General features: G+C 44.2%; 18 protein-coding genes. 10 read left to right on the top strand and 8 right to left on the bottom strand.

Annotated elements, in window-relative coordinates:
- Positions 1–655: 655 nt before the first annotated feature.
- The 5 genes from AC5JP1_RS11600 (at position 656) to AC5JP1_RS11580 (ending at position 5,521) form a co-directional block, all read left to right on the top strand.
- Positions 656–1,717, top strand: a complete 1,062-nt coding sequence (locus AC5JP1_RS11600; protein WP_493844221.1) for a polyprenyl synthetase family protein — start codon at positions 656–658, stop codon at positions 1,715–1,717.
- Positions 1,718–1,788: 71 nt separating this feature from the next.
- Positions 1,789–2,607 carry a DUF72 domain-containing protein gene (locus tag AC5JP1_RS11595; RefSeq protein WP_493844220.1) on the top strand — a complete coding sequence of 273 codons (819 nt, stop codon included), beginning with the start codon at positions 1,789–1,791 and terminating at the stop codon, positions 2,605–2,607.
- Positions 2,608–2,677: 70 nt separating this feature from the next.
- Complete coding sequence (locus AC5JP1_RS11590; protein WP_493844219.1) at positions 2,678–3,835, top strand: metal-dependent hydrolase; 1,158 nt, start codon at positions 2,678–2,680, stop codon at positions 3,833–3,835.
- Between the two features lie 108 nt (positions 3,836–3,943).
- Entirely contained in the window at positions 3,944–4,471 is a 528-nt protein-coding gene (locus AC5JP1_RS11585) for a hypothetical protein (protein WP_493844218.1), read from the top strand.
- Between the two features lie 309 nt (positions 4,472–4,780).
- Positions 4,781–5,521, top strand: a complete 741-nt coding sequence (locus AC5JP1_RS11580) for an SDR family oxidoreductase (RefSeq protein WP_493844217.1) — start codon at positions 4,781–4,783, stop codon at positions 5,519–5,521.
- Between the two features lie 88 nt (positions 5,522–5,609).
- Here AC5JP1_RS11580 and sodB read toward each other — a convergent pair whose 3' ends face one another.
- Entirely contained in the window at positions 5,610–6,239 is a 630-nt protein-coding gene (sodB, locus tag AC5JP1_RS11575; protein WP_319051038.1) for a superoxide dismutase SodB, read from the bottom strand.
- A gap of 549 nt (positions 6,240–6,788) precedes the next feature.
- Between sodB and rdgB the strand changes: the two genes are divergently transcribed.
- Positions 6,789–7,442: an RdgB/HAM1 family non-canonical purine NTP pyrophosphatase gene (gene rdgB / locus AC5JP1_RS11570; protein WP_493844216.1), complete on the top strand. Its 654-nt coding sequence runs from the start codon at positions 6,789–6,791 to the stop codon at positions 7,440–7,442.
- A gap of 534 nt (positions 7,443–7,976) precedes the next feature.
- On the top strand, positions 7,977–9,320 hold the full coding sequence (gene tig / locus AC5JP1_RS11565; protein WP_493844215.1) for a trigger factor: 1,344 nt from the start codon (positions 7,977–7,979) through the stop codon (positions 9,318–9,320).
- 168 nt (positions 9,321–9,488) lie between these two features.
- On the opposite strand, the gene AC5JP1_RS11560 is transcribed toward tig, so the two are convergent.
- The 7 genes from AC5JP1_RS11560 to AC5JP1_RS11530 all read right to left on the bottom strand — a co-directional run bounded on the left by AC5JP1_RS11560 (position 9,489) and on the right by AC5JP1_RS11530 (position 16,304).
- The gene (locus AC5JP1_RS11560; protein ID WP_493844214.1) at positions 9,489–10,241 is read right to left on the bottom strand and encodes a HupE/UreJ family protein; all 753 of its coding nucleotides are present in this window, start codon (positions 10,239–10,241) and stop codon (positions 9,489–9,491) included.
- Between the two features lie 69 nt (positions 10,242–10,310).
- A complete protein-coding gene (ureG, locus tag AC5JP1_RS11555; RefSeq protein WP_493844213.1) occupies positions 10,311–10,997 on the bottom strand; it encodes an urease accessory protein UreG in 687 nt (228 codons plus the stop codon).
- A gap of 57 nt (positions 10,998–11,054) precedes the next feature.
- Positions 11,055–11,849, bottom strand: coding sequence for an urease accessory protein UreF (locus AC5JP1_RS11550; protein ID WP_493844212.1), 795 nt, complete (start codon positions 11,847–11,849; stop codon positions 11,055–11,057).
- Complete coding sequence (ureE, locus tag AC5JP1_RS11545; protein ID WP_493844211.1) at positions 11,839–12,456, bottom strand: urease accessory protein UreE; 618 nt, start codon at positions 12,454–12,456, stop codon at positions 11,839–11,841. Before ureE ends, AC5JP1_RS11550 begins: the two co-directional genes overlap by 11 nt.
- A 165-nt stretch (positions 12,457–12,621) precedes the next feature.
- The gene (ureC, locus tag AC5JP1_RS11540) at positions 12,622–14,805 is read right to left on the bottom strand and encodes an urease subunit alpha (protein WP_493844210.1); all 2,184 of its coding nucleotides are present in this window, start codon (positions 14,803–14,805) and stop codon (positions 12,622–12,624) included.
- Between the two features lie 66 nt (positions 14,806–14,871).
- Entirely contained in the window at positions 14,872–15,174 is a 303-nt protein-coding gene (gene ureA / locus AC5JP1_RS11535) for an urease subunit gamma (RefSeq protein WP_057761815.1), read from the bottom strand.
- A gap of 146 nt (positions 15,175–15,320) precedes the next feature.
- On the bottom strand, positions 15,321–16,304 hold the full coding sequence (locus tag AC5JP1_RS11530) for an urease accessory protein UreD (RefSeq protein ID WP_493844209.1): 984 nt from the start codon (positions 16,302–16,304) through the stop codon (positions 15,321–15,323).
- A gap of 978 nt (positions 16,305–17,282) precedes the next feature.
- On the opposite strand from AC5JP1_RS11530, the gene clpP reads away from it, so the two are divergent.
- From clpP to AC5JP1_RS11515, 3 genes are all read left to right on the top strand, one after another.
- Positions 17,283–17,918: an ATP-dependent Clp endopeptidase proteolytic subunit ClpP gene (clpP, locus tag AC5JP1_RS11525; RefSeq protein WP_493844487.1), complete on the top strand. Its 636-nt coding sequence runs from the start codon at positions 17,283–17,285 to the stop codon at positions 17,916–17,918.
- A gap of 190 nt (positions 17,919–18,108) precedes the next feature.
- Positions 18,109–19,383, top strand: a complete 1,275-nt coding sequence (gene clpX, locus AC5JP1_RS11520; protein ID WP_493844208.1) for an ATP-dependent protease ATP-binding subunit ClpX — start codon at positions 18,109–18,111, stop codon at positions 19,381–19,383.
- A 339-nt stretch (positions 19,384–19,722) separates the two neighbouring features.
- A complete protein-coding gene (locus tag AC5JP1_RS11515; protein ID WP_493844207.1) occupies positions 19,723–20,709 on the top strand; it encodes an SDR family NAD(P)-dependent oxidoreductase in 987 nt (328 codons plus the stop codon).
- The last annotated feature ends 66 nt before the right edge of the window (positions 20,710–20,775 follow it).

The following is a 20,775-nucleotide window of genomic DNA, read 5'->3' as shown; positions in this document are numbered from 1 at the left end:
TATTATCCAGCGCTCATGATGGGATACTTGTGTTGACACTTGCATCACATCACACGGCGCTTCATTTATATGTTACAACCACTGAGATTAAAATACTGACTGAGACATGCTCCAATACAGATGATCGACCACACTGAGCAAAACTCAATACGATCACTATCGGACCATTTTCACGTCAATTAGTGTAGGGGATTATGCCCCTAGCTGTCACAAGCTAATACCATACTCGCAAGTCACTCTTAAATCACCCGTAGGCATTTACCTTATGCGCAAAGTGTTTTAGTGAATGACTGTATACTGAGTCACTGTTTTGATATTAATTTATCTGGCTTGCCTATGCTGTCTACCACCACAAGGATGATAAACCGTTGCTGTGCTCAACAAATATGACTTACTTAGATTGCACCTTTATCAAAGCATATTCAACCAGCGAGTGACACCATCCATACGTAACAAAATCTTGTCGCTGTATTTCAGATCAGCATGGCTTGTTTTGGGATCTACACTCATTGTGAGAGTCGTGATAAAAAAATGCAAAAAACAATCAATTGATACGGTGTCTCACAAAAGCTGTATAACCTATCATGCTACACTAATACTGTTTTTACCTTATCTCTGATAAGTCTCTACTGTACTCCTAATAAATGGTTGGATTATGACTGTTTCCCTTACTTCTGGCACTACTACTTCTTCTGATATCACCTCTTTTGACTTTATCTCTTTTCAAAGCACTGAGCAGTTTCATGGTGCTGTGCGCGAACAATTGGCGCAAGACATCGAGGTATTGTTTGCTTATGCCAAGCTTCCTAGTCCACTGGTCGATGCTTGCCGTTATGTGATGACTGGACAAGGCAAACTGGTAAGACCACTCATGGTTGCCAGTGCTTTTGCCAGTATCAACAGCAGTAAGAGTAATCGTGAAGACGAGCGCAATGATGTCGATATGCTCAACGCTGATCTGGACTCATTACTCGAGAACGACTCAGACTATGATATGTCGCGCCGTGCTGCACTGGCTGTGGAGCTACTGCATACCTACTCGCTAGTACATGATGATCTACCCTGTATGGATGATGATGAGCTACGCCGCGGCCAGCCAACGGCTCATATTGCTTTTGATGAAGCGACGGCGCTGCTGGCAGGAGATGTGCTGCAGACGCTAGCATTTGAAGTACTCACTGCAGAGCTGCCAACCTTTGCGCCATTCAATGCGGACATTGCAAGCCAGCTATTGGCAATTTTTGCTCCGCGCGCACGGCGCATGGTGTCGGGTCAAATGCTAGATCTTAATGCCGAAGCCAGTACCAGTATCGCGCAGGACGACTTAGAAGCCATCCACCGCGACAAGACAGGGGCGTTGATCGAGGCAGCTATGCTTATGGGCAGCGTTTGTGCTGGTGCAACAGCCCCGCAGCGCATGGCACTGCAAGAGTGCGCACAACACATCGGGCTTGCCTTCCAAGTCCAAGATGATGTGTTGGACGTCACCATGACGACAGACACACTCGGCAAACCAGCGGGGAGCGATGAAAAGCTGGACAAGTCTACCTATGTAAAACTGATGGGTGTCGATAATGCGACCAGCTACGCGCAATCTCTTTTTAATGACGGACGCGCAGCAATCAGTCGTGAGCTTGGCGGTAACAAAGACAACATTGGCAAAAACAATGATGCTCTACTGGCGTTGATTGAATGGCTCTGGTCGCGTAAAAAGTAGCTTGTCGAATAGCAGTCGAAAGCAGATATCGTAGTACATTTTATTACCCAAAACGGCAGTGAGTGGTCAACATGGACAGTCCCCCTACCCCGCGTATCTATCTTGGTACTGGTGGCTATAGCGATACTGACTTACTCGGTACGCTATATCCAAAAGGCACCAAGAAAACAGATTTCCTACGTGAATACGCCAAGCAGTACGGCGCGGTAGAGGTAAACAGCACATTCTATGCACCCATCGGGCAAAAAGCCTTTGCGGGGATGGTTGATAAGGCCTACGCCCAAGCAGGTAGTCAGCTCAAATTTTCTGTAAAATTGCATCAAGACTTTACCCACGCTCGCAAAGGCACTGCCGAACACGCACAAGCATTTCTAAACGCTCTATCACCGCTTATCGAAGCGGATGCGTTAGCACCGTTATTACTCCAGTTCCCACACGGTTTTGATCGTACCCGCACGCATCGCCTCTATCTGGCAGAGCTTGTCAGTTGGTTTAAAGATTATCCACTTGCTATCGAGTTCCGCCATAACGGCTGGCACACACCACAAGTGGTCGATAGTTTCCAGCAGCAAGGTCTCATTTGGTGCAGCGTCGACTATCCAAAAGTCGGTGGGTTGCCACCATCACGATTGATATTCACTGAGCGCACTGGCTATCTGCGTATGCATGGCAATAATACGGGCTGGTGGGATGCGATGAGCGCAGCTGACCGTCATGATTATCGTTATAGCGAAGCTGAGATGCAGGGCTGGGCACAAGCGATTGCCAATCAGCGTCAGCATTTTGACACGCTGTATATTTTCTTTCAAAACACCGTCAATGCGCACGCCTACTATAATATTGCGATGCTGCGTGAAGCGTTGATGACGCATCACTTTGTGGTTCTCTAAATAAAAATGTGCTGATAAACGCACTGATATAACGCACAATCCTTATTCGATAATCAACAAGTAGATAACTATGGACTCACTCAGTCAGATTGTCTTAGGTGCTAGTGTACAAGGTGCGATACTGGGAAAATACCAAGGTCGCAAAGCCTACCTATACGGGGCTATGCTAGGTACATTACCTGATTTGGATGTGCTGGTTCATTATCCTGACCCCATCAGTGACATGACTTACCATCGCGGTTTTAGCCACTCACTGATCGTCCTGACTGCAGTGGGTATCATGGGCGCTTGGCTAATTAGCCGTTACCATCAATGGCGCAATATGCCATTGCCCTACTCCAAAGCTCGCTTAATGCTAGCCATGACATTGGCGCTGACGACTCATCCGATTTTAGACAGCTTTACCGTCTATGGCACTCAATTACTGTGGCCGCTACAGGAGTCTTTATCGCTGACACCTTTTAGCATTGCGTCAATGTTCATCATTGATCCGCTATATACCTTGCCATTGTTTATAGCACTACTTCTGGGACTTATTAAGGGTAGCAAACTTGCGGTATTCAAAGCAGGACTGCTAATCAACTGTCAACGCTTTACTCTATGGATGCTGCTGCTTAGTAGTAGTTACTTACTGCTTAGCTTAGGATTAAAATACCATGCACAGTCTCAAGCTGAGCAAACTTTGGCAGCGGCTAATATCCATACCACGCGCCTCAAAACCATGCCTGCCCTGCCGACAGTGCTTATGTGGCGTACAGTCGCTGAAGACGATAAAAATAGATTGATTGAAGTACGCGGTAGCGTTTTAGACAGTCGCTTACCTGAGTATCGCTACCTGACGCAGTATGACAACTCGCAGACGCTACGCGCAAACTTACCAATAGCGAGCCAGTCCTATGCACACAGGCTAGACTGGTTCTCTGGTGATTGGACAGGCTACCGCGTCCAAATGCTACCCGCCTCTTCTACCACTAGCGATGCAGCCGAACAGCTGGTCGTTGATGACCTACGTATGATGGCAGGCGACACGGCATTCTTTAGTTTTTTATTGGCAAATAAAGCAGGACAAAGGGCTCTATGGCAATCGATTACGCCTATAGAAGCACCCGTTATCAAAGCGGATGGCGAACCCGAAGTATCACGCATTGAATTGGTCAAACAAGGATTTGTGAGAGTGTTTGATGAGTCGGTTGTGGATAGAGGTACCGGATGGAAGGTAGTTGAATGAAGATATAAATTGGGAAGTGTCATGTGTGCAATCTAACACTTGACGTATTAACATAGCGTTTCTAGTGAAAGACTACACACTATTATAAAAAAAATCGTAATTATTATAATGATAATCCTCATAGTTACTTCAATTTATTTCTTAATAACCCCTTATTATGAGGTAAGGTGGAGGCATGTTACATACGATACTGACAACCAACACCTTACTGTTGCCGACAATTTAGACAATAAAGTAAAGTTTGATTTCTGGTATAACGGTGATTTCGAAAAATCTTATAACTTAGAGAATCACAAACTGGGAAATAATTGGTCACTTGTATTCAAAGATGAAAGCAGAAATATTGAGGAAGTACAGCTTAACAGCCTCAGTTTGATAGTTGATGGAGAGATTTTAAAAGTTAGATATAAAAAGGATCCTTTAAAATTTGAATTGAATGACATATATGAGGGCATCACTGCTGCTCAAACTATAAGTCTAAAAAAAATTCCTAAAAAAGATTCTATTATAAAAGTCACAGGTATTTTAACTACTAAATATGGAGAAGTATTACCTTTCTCATATACTCGAAAAGGTGAAGTTCACTTAATGTCTAATTATTACTCTGGTTTTTACCTGTTAACGCCTACTGTGTAATACCTTCTTTCTAATCTAGAAATTGAGACTAATAAACCCGTAAAAATCTGACAGCAGCCATAACCTATAAACCAAAAAAAAGACACCTCACCGTGTCCTTTTTTTCATCCAAACCCTTAGCAACTCAAAATTTTTATCTTTCAAACCTATAGAAACCCAGCTCATACATTTATCTAAAAACAAGCCTACAGAATCGCTCTACTTATTGGTTTTGCACACTGGTAACTTATATCCTACTAATCAAGAGACATCAGTCAAAACATAATATAAGCGTACTGATATTCACTCATAATATTGGAGAAAGTATCGATGACAACACTAAAAAATAAAGTCGCGATTGTAACTGGTTCATCAAAAGGTATCGGCGCACAGATAGCTATATTGCTTGCAGAGGCAGGAGCTAAAACCGTCATTAATTATGCAAACGATGACGCAGCAGCAAATGATATCGTGAGCCAGATTAAATCAGCAGGCGGTGAAGCTATCGCTGTGCAAGCAGATGTCAGTAATACCAAGCAAGTGGCTACGCTGTTTGACACCACTATCAGCGCATTTGGTAAGCCAGATATTTTGGTCAATAGCGCAGGTATAATGATTAATAAACCCATTGCAGAAACTACTGATGAAGATTTTGATCGTATATTTTCTATAAATGTAAAGGGCACGTTTAACACGCTACGTGAGGCAGCGACTAAACTCAACAATGACGGTCGTATTGTTAACCTTTCAAGCACGACCACTCGCATGATGCTGCCTGCCTATGGCACATACTGTGCAACCAAAGGTGCGGTAGAGCAGCTAACTAGAATCTTTTCTAAAGAAGTTGGCGAGCGCAACATCACTGTCAATGCAGTCTCTCCTGGCCCTACTGACACTGAGTTATTCAATCAAGGTAAAGCTGACGAGACTATCGAAAATCTCGCTGGTTTGTCACCATTTAATCGTATCGGTGAACCAATTGATATCGCCCGCATAGTGGCATTTTTAGTGAGCGAAGAAGCGGCTTGGGTGACAGGACAAAATATCGGTGCAAACGGCGGTATAGCGTAATAGCATTTTTCTACTGAAAGTGATTAAACAAAAAAAAGGACGCCTTTCGGTGTCCTTTTCTATCAATCAAATACTTAGCTATTAAAGATTATGCTTCAACGCCAGCATCTTGACCTTTATATTTTGCATTTGCGTAGTCCCAGTTCACTAGCTTGTCTAGGAACGTATCAACATAGTCAGGACGACGGTTACGGTAATCTACATAGTACGCGTGCTCCCATACATCACAAGTCAATACCGCAACTTGGTCGTGTGCAAGTGGCGTATCAGCGTTAGCAGTTTTGGCGATTGACAATTTGCCACCGACTTTATCAGCCACTAGCCATGCCCAACCTGAACCAAACTGAGTCAATGCTGCGTTCTTGAACTCTTCACGGAACTTGTCATAGCTACCGAAGTCTTCTTCGATTTTTGCTTTTAAATCGCCAGTAGGTTCGCCGCCGCCGTTCGTTGGGGTCATGCAGTTCCAATAGAACGTGTGATTCCATACTTGAGCTGCTTGGTTGAATAGGTTTTGAGTGCTTTCGCTCTCGGAAGCTGCTTTGATAATTTCTGGCAATGTTTTGTCTTCTAGACCAGAACCTGGTAGCAAGTCTTTTAGCTTATTTACGTAAGCAGCATGATGCTTATCATGATGGTATTCTAGCGTCTCGGCACTGATATGTGGCTCTAGTGCGTCTTTTGCATATGGTAGGTCTGGCAATGTAATGTTTGACATAATTATTTTATCCTTGCTTATTTGGCCACTCATACTGTTTATATCTCGAAAATATATCATCAAAGTTAGTATTTCTGTCGATAGGCAAGCCTAAAAACAGAAATACCCTAAGAAGATGCGTACTAAAGACATAAACAATATCGAGCTAAATTGGCTGAGTTTATTGTTTGAAATGAATTTGATCGTTTAATACACGTTATTGCTTAACACAGTATCACGTATTATTATGAGTCCAAAATTAATCTAGCTATTACTTATTGCTATTATTCTTTGTCTAAAGCCTAAGTGTCTAACCCTATAGACTTTTATTAACTTAATGTTCACAAGCTATAAGATTTTATTCACTGTAGCTTAGAAACCATTATAGCAACAGTAGCCAATAATATCAGTTACCAAATGTTATAGCCCGCATAATTTGCATAGCAATTGGTTATTCATTTAATGATAATCACCACCATCATATAGCCATACGCTATCAAGCATAATACAGTCACAACATAGCTATCAAGGTCGATCAAATCATCGCTACTCACCTAACGGAATGTCTATATGAGCACCACTGACCCCTCTTTACTTTCTACTGAGTCGACCTCCGATGACCAATGGGTACTCGCCAGTAATAATAAAGGCAAATTGGCTGAATTCAAAAGGCTATTTGCAGAAGCAAATTTAAACGTAACGATTGTTCCGCAAGGTCAACTCGATATCGAGGATGCTGTTGAGGATGGCTTGAGCTTTGTAGAGAACGCCATTATCAAAGCCCGTCACGCCAGCCGTATAAGCGGGCTGCCTGCTATTGCTGATGACTCAGGACTGTGTGTACCTGTGTTGGGCAACGCGCCAGGTATCTACTCTGCTCGCTACGCTGGTGAGCACGGCAACGATAGTAAAAATAACGCCAAGCTCATCGCCGACTTACAGCCTATCCGCGCAGTAGAGCCAGATGCTCCGATCAAAGGTATGTTTGTATGCGTACTGGCAATGGTGCGTCATGCTGATGATCCGCTACCGATTGTCGCCCAAGGATTATGGCATGGCGAAATTTCAGAGACAGCGCATGGTGACGGCGGCTTTGGCTATGATCCATTGTTTTGGTTACCTGACTTGCAAGCCAGTGCGGCTAGTCTAAGCGCTGCTGATAAAAACAGCATCAGCCATCGTGGTCAGGCAATCCAGCAGCTATTGGCGCAGCTACCTTTATAAGTACTTTACAGCTGTTCTATCCATAACTATCCGTAAGCGCGCTTAATGCTCATAGTGCGCTTACGACCTTATCGCTGTTTCTTATCCGTTATCTTATTTATTGAATGCGAATCTGGCTAACTCTTTATACAAGATTAAGCCATAAAATATCAAGCAACATAAGGAAACATGCTGTCAAAGAGATAATTTTTACTTTAATAAACAGATAGATTATACTGTTCTACTTTTAAAATTTTGTTGAAATCCGTTATTTGGCTGTATAATTCACCAAAAAGCGTTATTATGCGGTGCATTAACGGTTTATTATCGATATTTGATAGCATGGACAACCTCAGCAGGTTCACCTTTTAGTATCAGCGGCGATTGCTACTGGCACTGAATTTGACGTTGTGCGCTATCGCTATCCCCTATTTATTTCAACGGCAGCCCGTCGTACATGCCCGTAATTTGAGGCGCGGTCTGTCTATTACAATTTAACCCTAAGTACTATTTCATTAATCAAACGTACTACTTAATCCTAAAGGTGTAATTAACATGGCTACAGATTTACAAGTCACAACCAACAAGCTATCTAATAAAGAAACCCAGCTAACGGTTAAAGTGCCCGTTGAAAAAATTCAAAACAAAGTTGAAGGCCGTATTCGCCAAGTTGCGAAAACTGCCAAGATTGACGGTTTCCGTAAAGGTAACGTCCCTATGTCACACATCCGCTCTCAGTACGGTGCTGGCATTCAACAAGAAGTTATCAACGATGTCATCCGTGATACTGTGTTTGAAGCGATCAAGTCTGAAGACATCCGCGCTGTTGGCATGCCTAACATCGACGACGTAAAACTTGAAGACGATTTCTTGGTATATCAGGCCACTGTTGAAATCTTCCCAGAAGTTGACGTACAAGGTATCGATGAGATCGAAGTTGAGCGTCACACTGCACAAGTGAGTGAAGAAGACGTTGACACTATGATCGAAAACCTACAAAAGCAACGTGAAGAATTCGTTGAGAAAAAGGGCATGGCTGCGAAAGACAACCAAGTGACTTTTGACTTTGAAGGCTCTATCGACGGCGAAAAATTCGAAGGCGGCTCTAGCGAGGACTTCAAATTGGTTATCGGTAGCAACCAAATGATTCCAGGTTTTGAAGCTGGTATCAAAGGCATGAAAGCTGGCGAAGAAAAAATCATCGACGTAACTTTCCCAGAAGATTACCAAGCTGAGAACTTAGCTGGTAAAGAAGCTCAGTTCAAAATCAATGTAAAATTGGTTGAAAAATCTAAGCTACCTGAAATTGATGATGCGTTCCTTGAGCTATTCGGCGTAAAAGAAGGCGGCGTTGAGAAACTAAAAGAAGACGTACGCAAAAACATGGAACGCGAAATCAAAAACGCTGCGCGTAGCCAAGTTAAGCAAGCGACTTTTGACGCATTGCTAGAAAAGAACGAGTTTGATGTACCAAACGCGATGCTAGAGCAAGAAATCGAGCGTCAACGCAACATGATGATGCAACGTTTCTCTCAGCAGTTCGGCGCAAATGCTGATAGCTTCGATAAAGACATGCTGCCAAACGAGCTATTTGAAGAGCAAGCGCTACGTGCTGCCCGTCTTGGCATCATCGTTGCCCGTGTTATCGATACTAAAGGCCTAGAAGTAGATCAAGAGCGTGTTGAAACCTTCATCAAAGAAGCCGCTGAAAACTACGAAGATCCAGCAGAAGTTATTGAGTACTACACCAATGACAAGCAGCAGCGCGCTAACATTGAGTCTGTTGTACTAGAAGACCAAGTAGTAGATTACTTGATCGCACAAGGTAAAGTAACTGACAAAGAAGTTAGCTACCAAGACTTGCTAGCCGCTCAGCAACAACAGCAGCAAGCAATGTAATTGATACGACAGGCTGTCTTTTTAGATATGCTGTAGTCGGTTATCAAAACTAAAATGCGCCCCCGACCTTTTGATCGGGGGCGCATTTTTTGTGGCATTCGTTAACTAGATGAAATTAGTCGCAACTATCGAACCTACAAGCATCGTACTTGTACTATAAAACGTGCCTTATACCAAAACAGGCGCAAATACGGCGCTCAACCCTAGCAGTACTACCCCGCGCTGTAACCATAAGCTATCGCTAAATCGTTGCTGCAACTGTTGACTAACTAGCGTACCAACTGCATATAGCGCTAGCATCGTGACCATCATCCCTGCATAAAAACCCAGCTGACCGCTCACACCAACATTCGCTGGCACTTCAAGCGCATGTGCCAACCCGTGAAAGACTGCTAGACCACCAAAGCCAAACAGTGACAACTGCTGGATGTTTGGCGTACGTGCTATCTGCGTCTTTGCAGAGAATGCTTCTTGTCTGCTTTTTTGGCTCATCAAAACCATTGCCAATACGACTACCGATAACGATATGGCGACTTCGATCAATCCAGATGACGCAGCAAACCCAACACCGCCTATCAAGACACCAATCGTGCCCAATATTGCACCCAATGACAATCCTGCCGTCAACGACATCATACCTAGGCGCTGCTTTTGTAGTCCATAAAACAACATGCCCATGCCGACTGCCAAAAACAGATGATCAAGGCCAGTTACTGGATGCATCAGTCCTGCTTGCAACGTACCTAAGAACGATGGCGCTTGCGCAGTAGTCGAATGAATATGCCCTGAGTGTGCTTGTGCCAGCGACGGCACCACAGACAACATTGCCAGTGTCGATGAACCAACTACGAGACTACGAGTAGACAACCTCTGTGAAAATTTAGCATTTTTGACATCAAGCTCTTTTGTATATCGTGTCATGTGGTTTGTTCCTTTTTATTCATGTTGTATTTTCGATGGTGAAGGATTTGGACTAAGGATATGCCTAAGCTACGCAAGCATGCCGTGCTCTTTGATAAAGGCAATAATCTCATCCAGACCGTCACCTGTTTTCATATTGCTAAAGACAAAAGGTTTGTCACCGCGCATTTTTTTGGCATCGCGCTCCATTACCTCAAGCGACGCACCAACCATAGGCGCAAGATCGGTCTTATTGATAATCAGTAGATCAGACTTAGTAATACCGGGGCCACCTTTACGCGGTATCTTGTCGCCTGCAGAGACATCAATGACATATAAGGTCAAATCAGACAGTTCTGGGCTGAAGGTCGCGGCCAAGTTATCCCCACCTGACTCGATGATGATCATCTCCAAGCCGTCAAAGGTCGCTTGCAGCTCAGCAATGGTAGTCAGATTGATAGACGCATCTTCGCGAATGGCTGTGTGCGGGCAGCCACCTGTCTCAACGCCGCGGATACGCTCAGCTGGCATGGCGTTATTACGGGTCAAAAACTGTGAATCTTCTTTGGTGTAAATATCGTTAGTGACAACTGCCATATTGATCGTATCACGCAGGTTTTGACATAGTCTCAAGGTCAAAGCAGTTTTACCACTGCCGACTGGCCCGCCAATACCAAGGCGTAAACACGATAAAGCAGGCTGATGTGAGCTCTCACTATCAATAGCTGAGTCAGGTATGGCTTGAGTATTTTTTGGTTTTATTGGGGTTAGAGACATCGTAAGCTCCTTAGAGGATTCATATAGGAATAATTGTAAATAGAAACAAATGTAAAACTATGAGCGGAACAACCGGCTGTATTGCTCCTCATGCCTACTCGAGAGGATAGCTAGACTAGGCAAGTTGTTAGAGATGTTGAGTCTCTCATAGAGATCTTGACACAGTTTTTGACAAACCTGTTCTTCATTCATATCTAAAACGTGAGTAGCGTTTGCTGACGTGATTACATCATCAAAGACTTGCTGTACGTCACCGCTCAACGCATCAACTTGAACGCCGAGATCGTTTTGTAATTGCCATAAAATACGCTGACCTGCCATCTGTCCTAGCGGTACGGTCTTTACAGCGGCAAGCACCATATTCTCTAATTGCGCAAATCCATAGGTAGTCATTGACTGCGCTAGTGGTAGTTGCCAATGCTGAGCAATATGAGCGAAAAGTGGCAAAAAGCCATCTTCAGGTAGCTCTGTAGGTACACCCAGATTTAAAACTTCATTAAGCCAAGATACCATCGCCTGTGCCAACTGCTGGGACTCAAGCACAAACTCTTTACTCTCTAAGCTGGCATGGTAGTCATGTGCTAGCTCGTTTGCCAGCGCCTCATGTCCTCCACCGAGCGCACACATTATTAGCCCTAATAGTGGTAGCTCGTAGCCAATCACTGCAAGCTCTAAATAATCCTGCATAAATGCAAGTGTGCTGGCTTCGTCAGAGATAACCCCTGACTCAATCGCTGACTCTACACCTTGCGAATAGGTATAGCTCCCGATTGGCAAATTACTTGATGCCAGCATCAATAGCTGTCCCAGTTGGACGGATTGAGTAGATTGCGTGCTGGTATTAGCCATCATGTGAATGACCTACAGATGCCTCATCATGGTTATGGGAATGACTGTGTGAGTCGCTACTCGAATGAGAGTGGCTGCTTGCATGCGAATGAGAGTGTGAGTGAGAATGGCTATGTGCATGCCCTTGTCCTGTTTGATAGGCACCTGTCTCAGGCTCGAACGGTACGGACGTAGACTCAGTATGTAACCCTAAGTTTTCGAGCATTTGAGCCAGCACATGATCGTTTTCAAAATACAGCGCATAGCCTGCATCACCCTGATCAAAACTGTGCTCAAACATCAACGGTACATGACGATTGCCCAAATGATAAGCGCCTTTCATGAGTAAAAAATCATCGTTAGCCGCCGTCACTTTGGTCACTGCTTGCGGTTTGGCGATGATTTGTATCAAGTCTCCTGCTGCATTACTAAGCACATCATTTCCTTTCAACACCCCTGTACGAGGCAGATCAATACCAACAGCTGTGCCTGCTGCAGTAACTGCTCTAAAGCGTGTATGCTGGCGCGTGTCAAAGTCCAGTAGCAGGTAATCATCCGCTTGATACTGTACTGTTAGTTGCGCTTGTTGTGTGTCGTTAGGTGCGCTTAAACGGGTATTAAATATTTTCATAAATATAAGGCTCTGTTTACTGTTGCTCAAACTATCGGTCTATAACTTGAATGGTAAAAGTGGTGGCAATAAAGGCAAGATCACACTCAAAACACCCCCTAACCATTGGCTTACATGGTCTATGGTTCGCTCTTTTAAAAATCCTAAAAACGTGCGTCATAAGGACTAAAATAAAAAGTAACGCTGTGCCATGGGTAGTACCTCAGCTGGCTCACAAGTAAGTGTCTTACCATCAGCGCGCACCTCATAGGTCTCAGGATTGATGTCCATATCTGGGCAGTAGCTGTTGAAGCGCATGTCGCTTTTGCGAATCTCACGAATACCGTGTACAGGCTGAATAACTTTGGTTAACCCGAGTTGCTTATCTACTTGTTTGTCGATAGCGGCTTGCGACATAAAGGTAATACTGGTTTGGGCAACCGATTTTGGATACGACGCGAACATAGGACGATAATGTACGGGCTGAGGCGTAGGAATAGAGGCATTAATATCACCCATCGGCACCGCAGCGATAAGTCCACCTTTGATGATGCACTCAGGTTTTACTCCAAAAAACTTAGGCGACCACAGCACCATATCTGCCCACTTACCCACTTCGATGGAGCCAACCATATCGCTGATACCATGCGTAATTGCAGGATTGATCGTATATTTTGCGATATAACGTTTGATACGGAAGTTATCGTTGTCCGCGCGTTGGTCATAATCTGTCAAAGTAATGTACTGTTGCTCATCTTCAATGATGGCCGTTGCATCTGGTGCTAGATGGCCACGTTGCACTTTCATTTTGTGTGCGGTTTGCCATGTACGGATGACTACTTCACCCACTCGCCCCATGGCTTGTGAGTCACTACTCATCATTGAAATCGCACCCAAATCGTGCAAGATATCTTCAGCCGCGATGGTTTCTTGACGAATACGGCTTTCGGCAAAGGCCACGTCTTCTGCGATAGCAGGACTTAAATGATGACAAACCATCAGCATATCGAGATGCTCATCAATGGTGTTGACGGTATATGGACGCGTTGGGTTGGTTGAGGATGGCAGCACATGCGACTCGCCAATCGCCTTTAGAATATCGGGTGCATGACCACCACCCGCGCCTTCGGTATGAAAGGTATGAATACAGCGGTTTTTAAACGCGCCTAGCGTGCTCTCAAGATAGCCACTTTCGTTTAGCGTATCGGTATGGATGGCGACCTGCACGTCATAGTCGTCAGCGACGCTCAAACAGTTATCGATGGCTTGCGGCGTCGTACCCCAATCCTCATGGAGTTTCAGTCCGACCGCCCCTGCTTCGATTTGCTCAGCAATCGGTTTGGGTACACTTACATTACCTTTACCCAATAGCCCAATATTCATAGGGATACTATCAGTAGACTTTAGCATTGAGGCAATATGATATGCTCCTGGCGTACAGGTGGTAGCGAGTGTTCCTTGGGCAGGGCCTGTACCACCGCCCAGCATCGTGGTCACTCCCGACATCAGCGCCGTCTCACACTGCTGGGGCGCGATGAAATGAATATGACTATCAACGCCCCCTGCAGTGAGAATCTTTCCTTCACCAGCGATGATCTCAGTCGCGCCGCCAATAGGGATATCGATAGCAGGCTGAATGTCAGGATTGCCCGCTTTACCAATAGCACTGATACGACCATCTTTAATACCAATATCGGCTTTATAAATGCCTGTATAGTCCACAACTAATGCGTTGGTAATCACTGTGTCAGCAACTTCTGCCCCTAACAACTGCCCTTGCCCCATACCATCACGGATGACTTTACCACCGCCAAACTTGACTTCCTCACCCTTGATCTCTGTGGTTTTGCTAATACCCTCATCGCTTTGCGACGTCTGCGTTTGATCCATATCTGTGTGACTGGTCAAGTCCGCCTCAACCTGTAACCAAAGCTCCGTGTCAGCAAGGCGTACTTTATCACCAGTGGTCGGACCGAAATGCTCAGCATAAATCTGCCGGCTTACTCGCTTTTGCGAAGTGGTTACTGGTGCTTTGTCGTGAGACGTATCTGATTCTTCATTTGGCTGTGCATTACCCATGACGCGACCCGCAAAACCGTAGACTTCCTGCTTGCCAGCATAAGCCACCAACTCTACTTCTCGCGACTGCCCTGGCTCAAAACGAACTGCTGTCCCAGAGATAATATTAAGGCGATATCCACGGGTCGACTCTCTATCAAAACTCAGCGCATCATTGACCTCGTAGAAATGATAATGTGAGCCAATTTGGATAGGTCTATCCCCAGTGTTGCTGACACTGATCGTCTGAACCTGTCGCCCCTGGTTTAAGATAATATCGCCATCTTTTATATTGTATTCGCCTGCTTGCATGGGAGCCGCCTTATTTTATAGTTATCATTTCAGTGATACAGTGATATAAGTGGTTGATGAACGCTACTATACGATGGGGTTATGCACCGTAACCAGCTTGGTACCATCAGGGAATGTCGCCTCGATTTGCACCTCATCGACCATCTCTGCCACCCCTTCCATAACGTCATCGGCAGATAGATAGGTTGCCCCTTCACTCATCAATTCAGCAACTCGCTTACCATCTCGAGCCCCTTCCATCAGTAGCATACTGATATAAGCGATGGCTTCTGGATAGTTCAGCTTAACACCGCGATTTTTGCGGCGCTCAGCGACCATACCGGCCGTAAACAGCATGAGCTTATCTTTTTCTGTTGGCGTCAGATGCATGGCAGATCCTTGTTATATTTGTGATTATTATTTATAGCAGACTAGAGATTAGACAACATTGCATACTGCCCAAAACAGACTTAGCACCACTTAGCCTCAGTAATTAGCTTCAGTATTCTTCAACTTTGGTGACAGTAAATGCAAGCTTAGGTGTCCCAAATACGCGGGCGACAACGCTCAAGCTGCCACCAGTGCTCACGTAAAGCCTCTCTGAGCTGATAAAACGCTTCAAAACAGTCGCGCACATCTGAGCCAATATAACGGATATTAACCGCTTGACTATTATGAGTGCAATAGACGGGCAGTTCAGCTTGAGCAATGACTTGACGTAATGCTGCTATGGTGTGGTCTAGATAGCGCGTTAATGCTTGTTTGGTAGCTGCTTGTGCCGTCTCGTCTGATTGCGTTAGCTGAGAGGCAGACAATGTAGGATTATCATGGACATCGCTCAAACTTGGCACTGCCCAAAATGAACCATAAATATGATGGCTCGCTAGTCCCAAGTTTGAGGTAAACCAACGACTTTGGGCAGACTGATCTACACGTTCAGCAACGACGACTTTACCTTCTCGGTAAATGCGTAAGCCAGTATGATAACGCCCTTGTAGGAACTGTTCATCATACGCTTGTCGCCCAAACACGCTGATCTCCCAGGTTAGCAAGCTAGAGGAGTCAGCTAAATCAAAGCGACTCGTCGCATGCATATTGGCTTCATTATAAATGATACTCTCTTGGGGCAGCCACTCCAAACGAGTATCTGCTGCAAGTCTGGCCTGTACATCCTGACTGGCATAGGTAGCCATCTCGTCTTTCACTGTACTAGCTGGCAACTTACTGTCTTTGCCGTACCATTTACCGGCGCCTGGAGTGGTGATAACAGCATGGCTGCCCTGATCTAAACGTAAGTCTATCGTCAGGGTATCACCGCCTGCAATACCTGCTGGTGGATATAGCATCAATATATGACAAATACCTTGTTGTACACTCGGTTCAGGATAAAGCGCACGCTGTACCATAAGCGCGCCTGTGTGCTTCCGGTGATACAGCCGCGTCTTATCAATAGATGCGCCTTGGGTAGTCGTACGTTTAACAGCGTCAAAACTCAATGCTAAGGAGGAAGCCCAACTCATCTTATATACTCATTAAATATGATCTAGCGTCTCACATAACCATCATCATTTAGCCATTGTAACTAAAGCGCTATCGACATAAAAACTAGGTTACATAACGTAAAAAACCATCAATACTACTATTTATACAATCATTGTGCCAACTTGTATCGGCCTAGTGCTGTAAAAATCAGCCTATCTATCCAACACCGTGATTTTGCGTTGGTTTTTATTGTATGTATTCGCTTAAAAAAACAGTCACATTAGTTTGGCTATTTTCTCACCTGATTTTGGGACTCGTTATACATGGACAGTTAGCTATATTTGCACCAAACCATGGCGCTCTAATGAGTATATGCACCATTTTTCAGCAGAGATAGTATCCTATATATCATATGGATACTTGCTATTACTTGGACATATCCTATTCGTTCTTCACGCCACACTAGGCATATTTAATTACAAAGTCGAACGGAAGACTATAAAGATATTTGCCCACTCATAAAATCGACTAGGGCGTGTCCTTGTTTTAAAAATGGTGATAAAAGTTTGAATTAGAGACGCGCCTTAGCAAGATAGGTAGATTGTCATGCTGTTAATCAGGTATTCTATGTTAAAAGTAGGCTGGCATGAGACTCAGGATATCTGTATCAAGGCGAAATACTATAGTAATCATTTGAGTCAAACATTGTGAAAAACGCTGTAAAAAACACTTAAGCCACTACTGACTTTATTCACATATTTTTTATCAAAAAGTTCTTTTTTAGTTCATACAGAAAATATAAAAACAGAGGATAGTTATTTTTTCCTCTATTTTGTGCACAAACCGTTTTTATAGGCTTGAATAGTGGGCACAGACCCCCTATAAACTATCCATTAGTTCAAAACCTACTAGACAATAAAATTACTCAAACCATTTTTATTTTATACTTTTATCGATAGGACCTCTCTATGACAGATTATGATCGCATCACTGCTAACCCACATTTTGACATGCTCATGAGTGCGCACAATGAAGTACAAAGCGCGCAAAACACTCAAAGCGCTTTAGTACCAATGGTGGTTGAGCAGTCTTCGCGCGGTGAACGCTCGTTTGATATCTTCTCACGCCTATTACGTGAGCGCGTTATCTTTTTGACTGGTCAGGTCGAAGATAACATGGCAAACCTTATCGTCGCACAGCTACTATTCTTAGAAGCTGAAAACCCTGACAAAGATATTCATTTATATATCAACTCACCAGGTGGCTCAGTAAGTGCAGGCCTAGCAATTTTTGATACCATGAACTTTATCAAACCTGAAGTATCGACTATCTGTATGGGCGGTGCCTATAGCATGGGTTCATTCCTATTGGCCGCAGGTCAAAAAGGTAAGCGTTACTCACTTGCTAATGCGCGTGTCATGATTCACCAGCCATCAGGCGGTGCGCAAGGTCAAGCGACTGATATTGAAATCAATGCTCGTGAGATCCTTAAGACTCGTGCCCGTCTAAACAAAATCTTAGCCGAGCGTACTGGTCAGCCAATCGAAAAAATCGAAAAAGATGTTGAGCGTGACTATTGGTTAGATGCTGATGAAGCAAAAGAATACGGATTGGTTGACGAAGTGTTAGAGCGTCGCCCTGAATCTTTGTAATCTAGCGATAAGTATTATGCCCCTCAAACGAGTGTGCAATCATAAGAAAAGTTATAGTCTGTTTGCAGTATGGTAGATCAATACGTCGCTCATACCTGATAGATAGTAAGCAGGTATGAGCGTTTAACCAATATAGCCATCGATGTGACGCAAATGGACTAACCAGTTTTAAACTTTAGGAGCGCCTTTTATGGCAGAAGATAATACCCCGCAGTGTTCGTTTTGCGGTAAAGCCAAAAGTGATGTACAGCAGCTGATTGCTGCCGACGATGCCAATATCTGTAATGAATGTATTGAACTATGTACGGATCTAATCGCCGACAGCGCAGAATATAGCGATGACGATAGTGAAGTAGATACCTCGTGGGTCAATAAAAAGCTACCAACGCCAAAAGAGCTGCGTGCCAAGCTTGATGAGTACGTCATCGGTCAGGACGCTGCCAAAAAAGCCTTGTCTGTTGCTGTTTACAACCATTACAAACGTCTAAAAGTTAGCCAAACACTCGCTAATGACAGCAAAAAAGCCAAAATTGGTGCTGATGACGCTATGGTAGAGTTGGCGAAAAGTAACATCTTGCTGATAGGGCCAACGGGTTCTGGTAAGACATTGCTAGCCCAAACGTTAGCTCGTCTACTTGATGTACCATTTGCGATGGCTGATGCCACGACTTTGACCGAAGCTGGTTATGTCGGTGAAGACGTTGAGAACATCGTACAAAAGCTATTGCAAGCGTCTGATTATGATGTGGCCAAAGCTGAGCAAGGTATCATCTATATTGATGAGATTGATAAGATCAGCAAAAAAGGTGACAACCCATCGATTACCCGTGATGTATCAGGTGAAGGCGTACAGCAAGCACTGCTAAAGCTGATCGAAGGTACGGTTGCTGCGATTCCACCACACGGTGGTCGTAAGCATCCACAGCAAGAGCTGATCCAAGTTGATACCAGCAACATCCTAATCATCGTGGGCGGCGCATTTGCTGGACTGGATAAAGTTATTCAGCAGCGTACCGAAAAAGGCGGTATCGGCTTCAACGCTGATGTCAGCTCAAAAGATGACAGTCGCCGCAGCTCAGACTTGCTACAAGAAGTTGAGCCAGAGGATTTGATCAAGTTTGGTCTTATCCCCGAGCTGATCGGTCGTTTACCTGTACTTGCGGCACTAAAAGAGCTTGATGAAGAAGCACTGGTACAAATCTTGACCGAACCTAAGAACGCACTGGTCAAACAGTATAAGTACTTGTTCGATATGGAAGGGGCTGATATTAGCTTTACGCAAGAAGCGCTTGATGCCATTGCCAAAAAAGCCATGGAGCGTAAAACTGGCGCGCGCGGTCTACGTTCTATCGTAGAAAACGCTTTGCTTGAGACTATGTATGAGTTGCCTTCTATGGAAAATGCCAAAACCGTTATGGTTGATGCAGAAGTTATCAACGAAGGCAAAATTCCTAAAATTGCTTAATGCATAATGAGACTTAGATGACTCATTATTAGTAATGAGTTATTCAAAAAGCGCCTGGCTAAATAAGCTGAGGCGCTTTTTTTATGCCTATTTATCATCTGAATTATCTGAAAAACTCTCAATTGGGCTTCATGTCGTAATAAGACGTAGCGACATCATATTTTAGAGATAATGGACCATCTCTCACACAATGACAGCCGCGTTTATCAATCGCAAGTAGACCTCATCATGAATCATGCTAATGTAGATAGTCTATTTCGACCTTTATTCTATTGCTGCGCTTCAATATTTGTAGTAACTACGAATACTCGTTATTAATAATACAAAGGACTGTTTATTATGCTCACTCATGTGACCACTATGGCGACATCATTGCGCCAGCACCTGCCATTTTCCTCCCACACAGACTCACTAGATGATGCTGATATTGCTGCTTATTATCGTAATCATGTCGCTGCCATCACGGGCGCAGGGTCTGGTATGGGACGTGAGCTGGCGATTCATCTAGCAAAAATGGGCTGTCATGTCGCGCTATCAGATATCAATCCTGAACAGCTGGCAGAGACCAAACAGTTACTCAGCGGTTATGATGTCAACATTACGATGACTGTACTCGATGTATCAGATAATAAAGCTGTAGAAACGTGGGCTGATAGTGTCATGAGCGATCATGGCAAAGTGAATTTTATCTTTAATAACGCAGGTGTAGCGCTTTACTCTACGGTCGAAGGTAGCAGTATCAGTGAGCTTGAATGGGTAATGAATATCAACTTTTGGGGCGTGGTCTATGGTACCAAAGCCTTTTTACCTTTGATAAAAAACAGTGTGCAGCAGAGTCAGTTAAAAGAGCACGGTCATATTATCAATATCTCAAGTCTATTTGGGCTGACAGCGCAGCCGTCACAATCTGCCTATAATTCTAGTAAGTTTGCGGTACGCGGCTTCACAGAGAGCTTGCGCCAAGAGTTAAACATCCAGCGCTGCGGGGTATCAGCAACCTGTATTCACCCAGGTGGCATCAAGACCAATATTGCTAATAGTGCGCGCGGTAACGAGAGCATCCATGATATTGGCATGAGCACTGGACCCAAAGCCATCAGAAGCTTTAATAAGTTCTTAAAATTCGATGCCAGTGAAGCCGCTTGGATTATTTTGCATGCAGCAGCGACCAATCAGCAGCGCTGCTTAATTGGTAATGATGCCAAAATGATTGACGCCATTCAGCGGGTATTTCCATCGCACTACAGTCAAATCCTAACTGAATTTCATCAGCTCTCTCTCAAGCTAAAGCCCCGTCGCCATAAGAAGCTCAAAGCAGTTGAGTAATAGGCTATGAGCATCGTTTTTAACATGACAGTTGCATAACCCTGCATACAAAAAGCCCAGTTACGA

It is taken from the genome of Psychrobacter sp. H29 (assembly GCF_059073055.1).
The sequence above is the reverse complement of the archived record's forward strand: the minus strand, read 5'-3'. Positions and strand labels throughout refer to the sequence as shown.

Bases quoted from the DNA above. Each gene is read 5' to 3' on its own strand.
- AC5JP1_RS11600 (WP_493844221.1), top strand. From the start codon at position 656: ATGACTGTTTCCCTTACTTCTGGCACTACTACTTCTTCTGATATCACC.
- AC5JP1_RS11595 (WP_493844220.1), top strand. From the start codon at position 1,789: ATGGACAGTCCCCCTACCCCGCGTATCTATCTTGGTACTGGTGGCTAT.
- AC5JP1_RS11590 (WP_493844219.1), top strand. From the start codon at position 2,678: ATGGACTCACTCAGTCAGATTGTCTTAGGTGCTAGTGTACAAGGTGCG.
- AC5JP1_RS11585 (WP_493844218.1), top strand. From the start codon at position 3,944: ATGATAATCCTCATAGTTACTTCAATTTATTTCTTAATAACCCCTTAT.
- AC5JP1_RS11580 (WP_493844217.1), top strand. From the start codon at position 4,781: ATGACAACACTAAAAAATAAAGTCGCGATTGTAACTGGTTCATCAAAA.
- sodB (WP_319051038.1), bottom strand. From the start codon at position 6,239: ATGTCAAACATTACATTGCCAGACCTACCATATGCAAAAGACGCACTA.
- rdgB (WP_493844216.1), top strand. From the start codon at position 6,789: ATGAGCACCACTGACCCCTCTTTACTTTCTACTGAGTCGACCTCCGAT.
- tig (WP_493844215.1), top strand. From the start codon at position 7,977: ATGGCTACAGATTTACAAGTCACAACCAACAAGCTATCTAATAAAGAA.
- AC5JP1_RS11560 (WP_493844214.1), bottom strand. From the start codon at position 10,241: ATGACACGATATACAAAAGAGCTTGATGTCAAAAATGCTAAATTTTCA.
- ureG (WP_493844213.1), bottom strand. From the start codon at position 10,997: ATGTCTCTAACCCCAATAAAACCAAAAAATACTCAAGCCATACCTGAC.
- AC5JP1_RS11550 (WP_493844212.1), bottom strand. From the start codon at position 11,849: ATGATGGCTAATACCAGCACGCAATCTACTCAATCCGTCCAACTGGGA.
- ureE (WP_493844211.1), bottom strand. From the start codon at position 12,456: ATGAAAATATTTAATACCCGTTTAAGCGCACCTAACGACACACAACAA.
- ureC (WP_493844210.1), bottom strand. From the start codon at position 14,805: ATGCAAGCAGGCGAATACAATATAAAAGATGGCGATATTATCTTAAAC.
- ureA (WP_057761815.1), bottom strand. From the start codon at position 15,174: ATGCATCTGACGCCAACAGAAAAAGATAAGCTCATGCTGTTTACGGCC.
- AC5JP1_RS11530 (WP_493844209.1), bottom strand. From the start codon at position 16,304: ATGAGTTGGGCTTCCTCCTTAGCATTGAGTTTTGACGCTGTTAAACGT.
- clpP (WP_493844487.1), top strand. From the start codon at position 17,283: ATGAGTGCGCACAATGAAGTACAAAGCGCGCAAAACACTCAAAGCGCT.
- clpX (WP_493844208.1), top strand. From the start codon at position 18,109: ATGGCAGAAGATAATACCCCGCAGTGTTCGTTTTGCGGTAAAGCCAAA.
- AC5JP1_RS11515 (WP_493844207.1), top strand. From the start codon at position 19,723: ATGCTCACTCATGTGACCACTATGGCGACATCATTGCGCCAGCACCTG.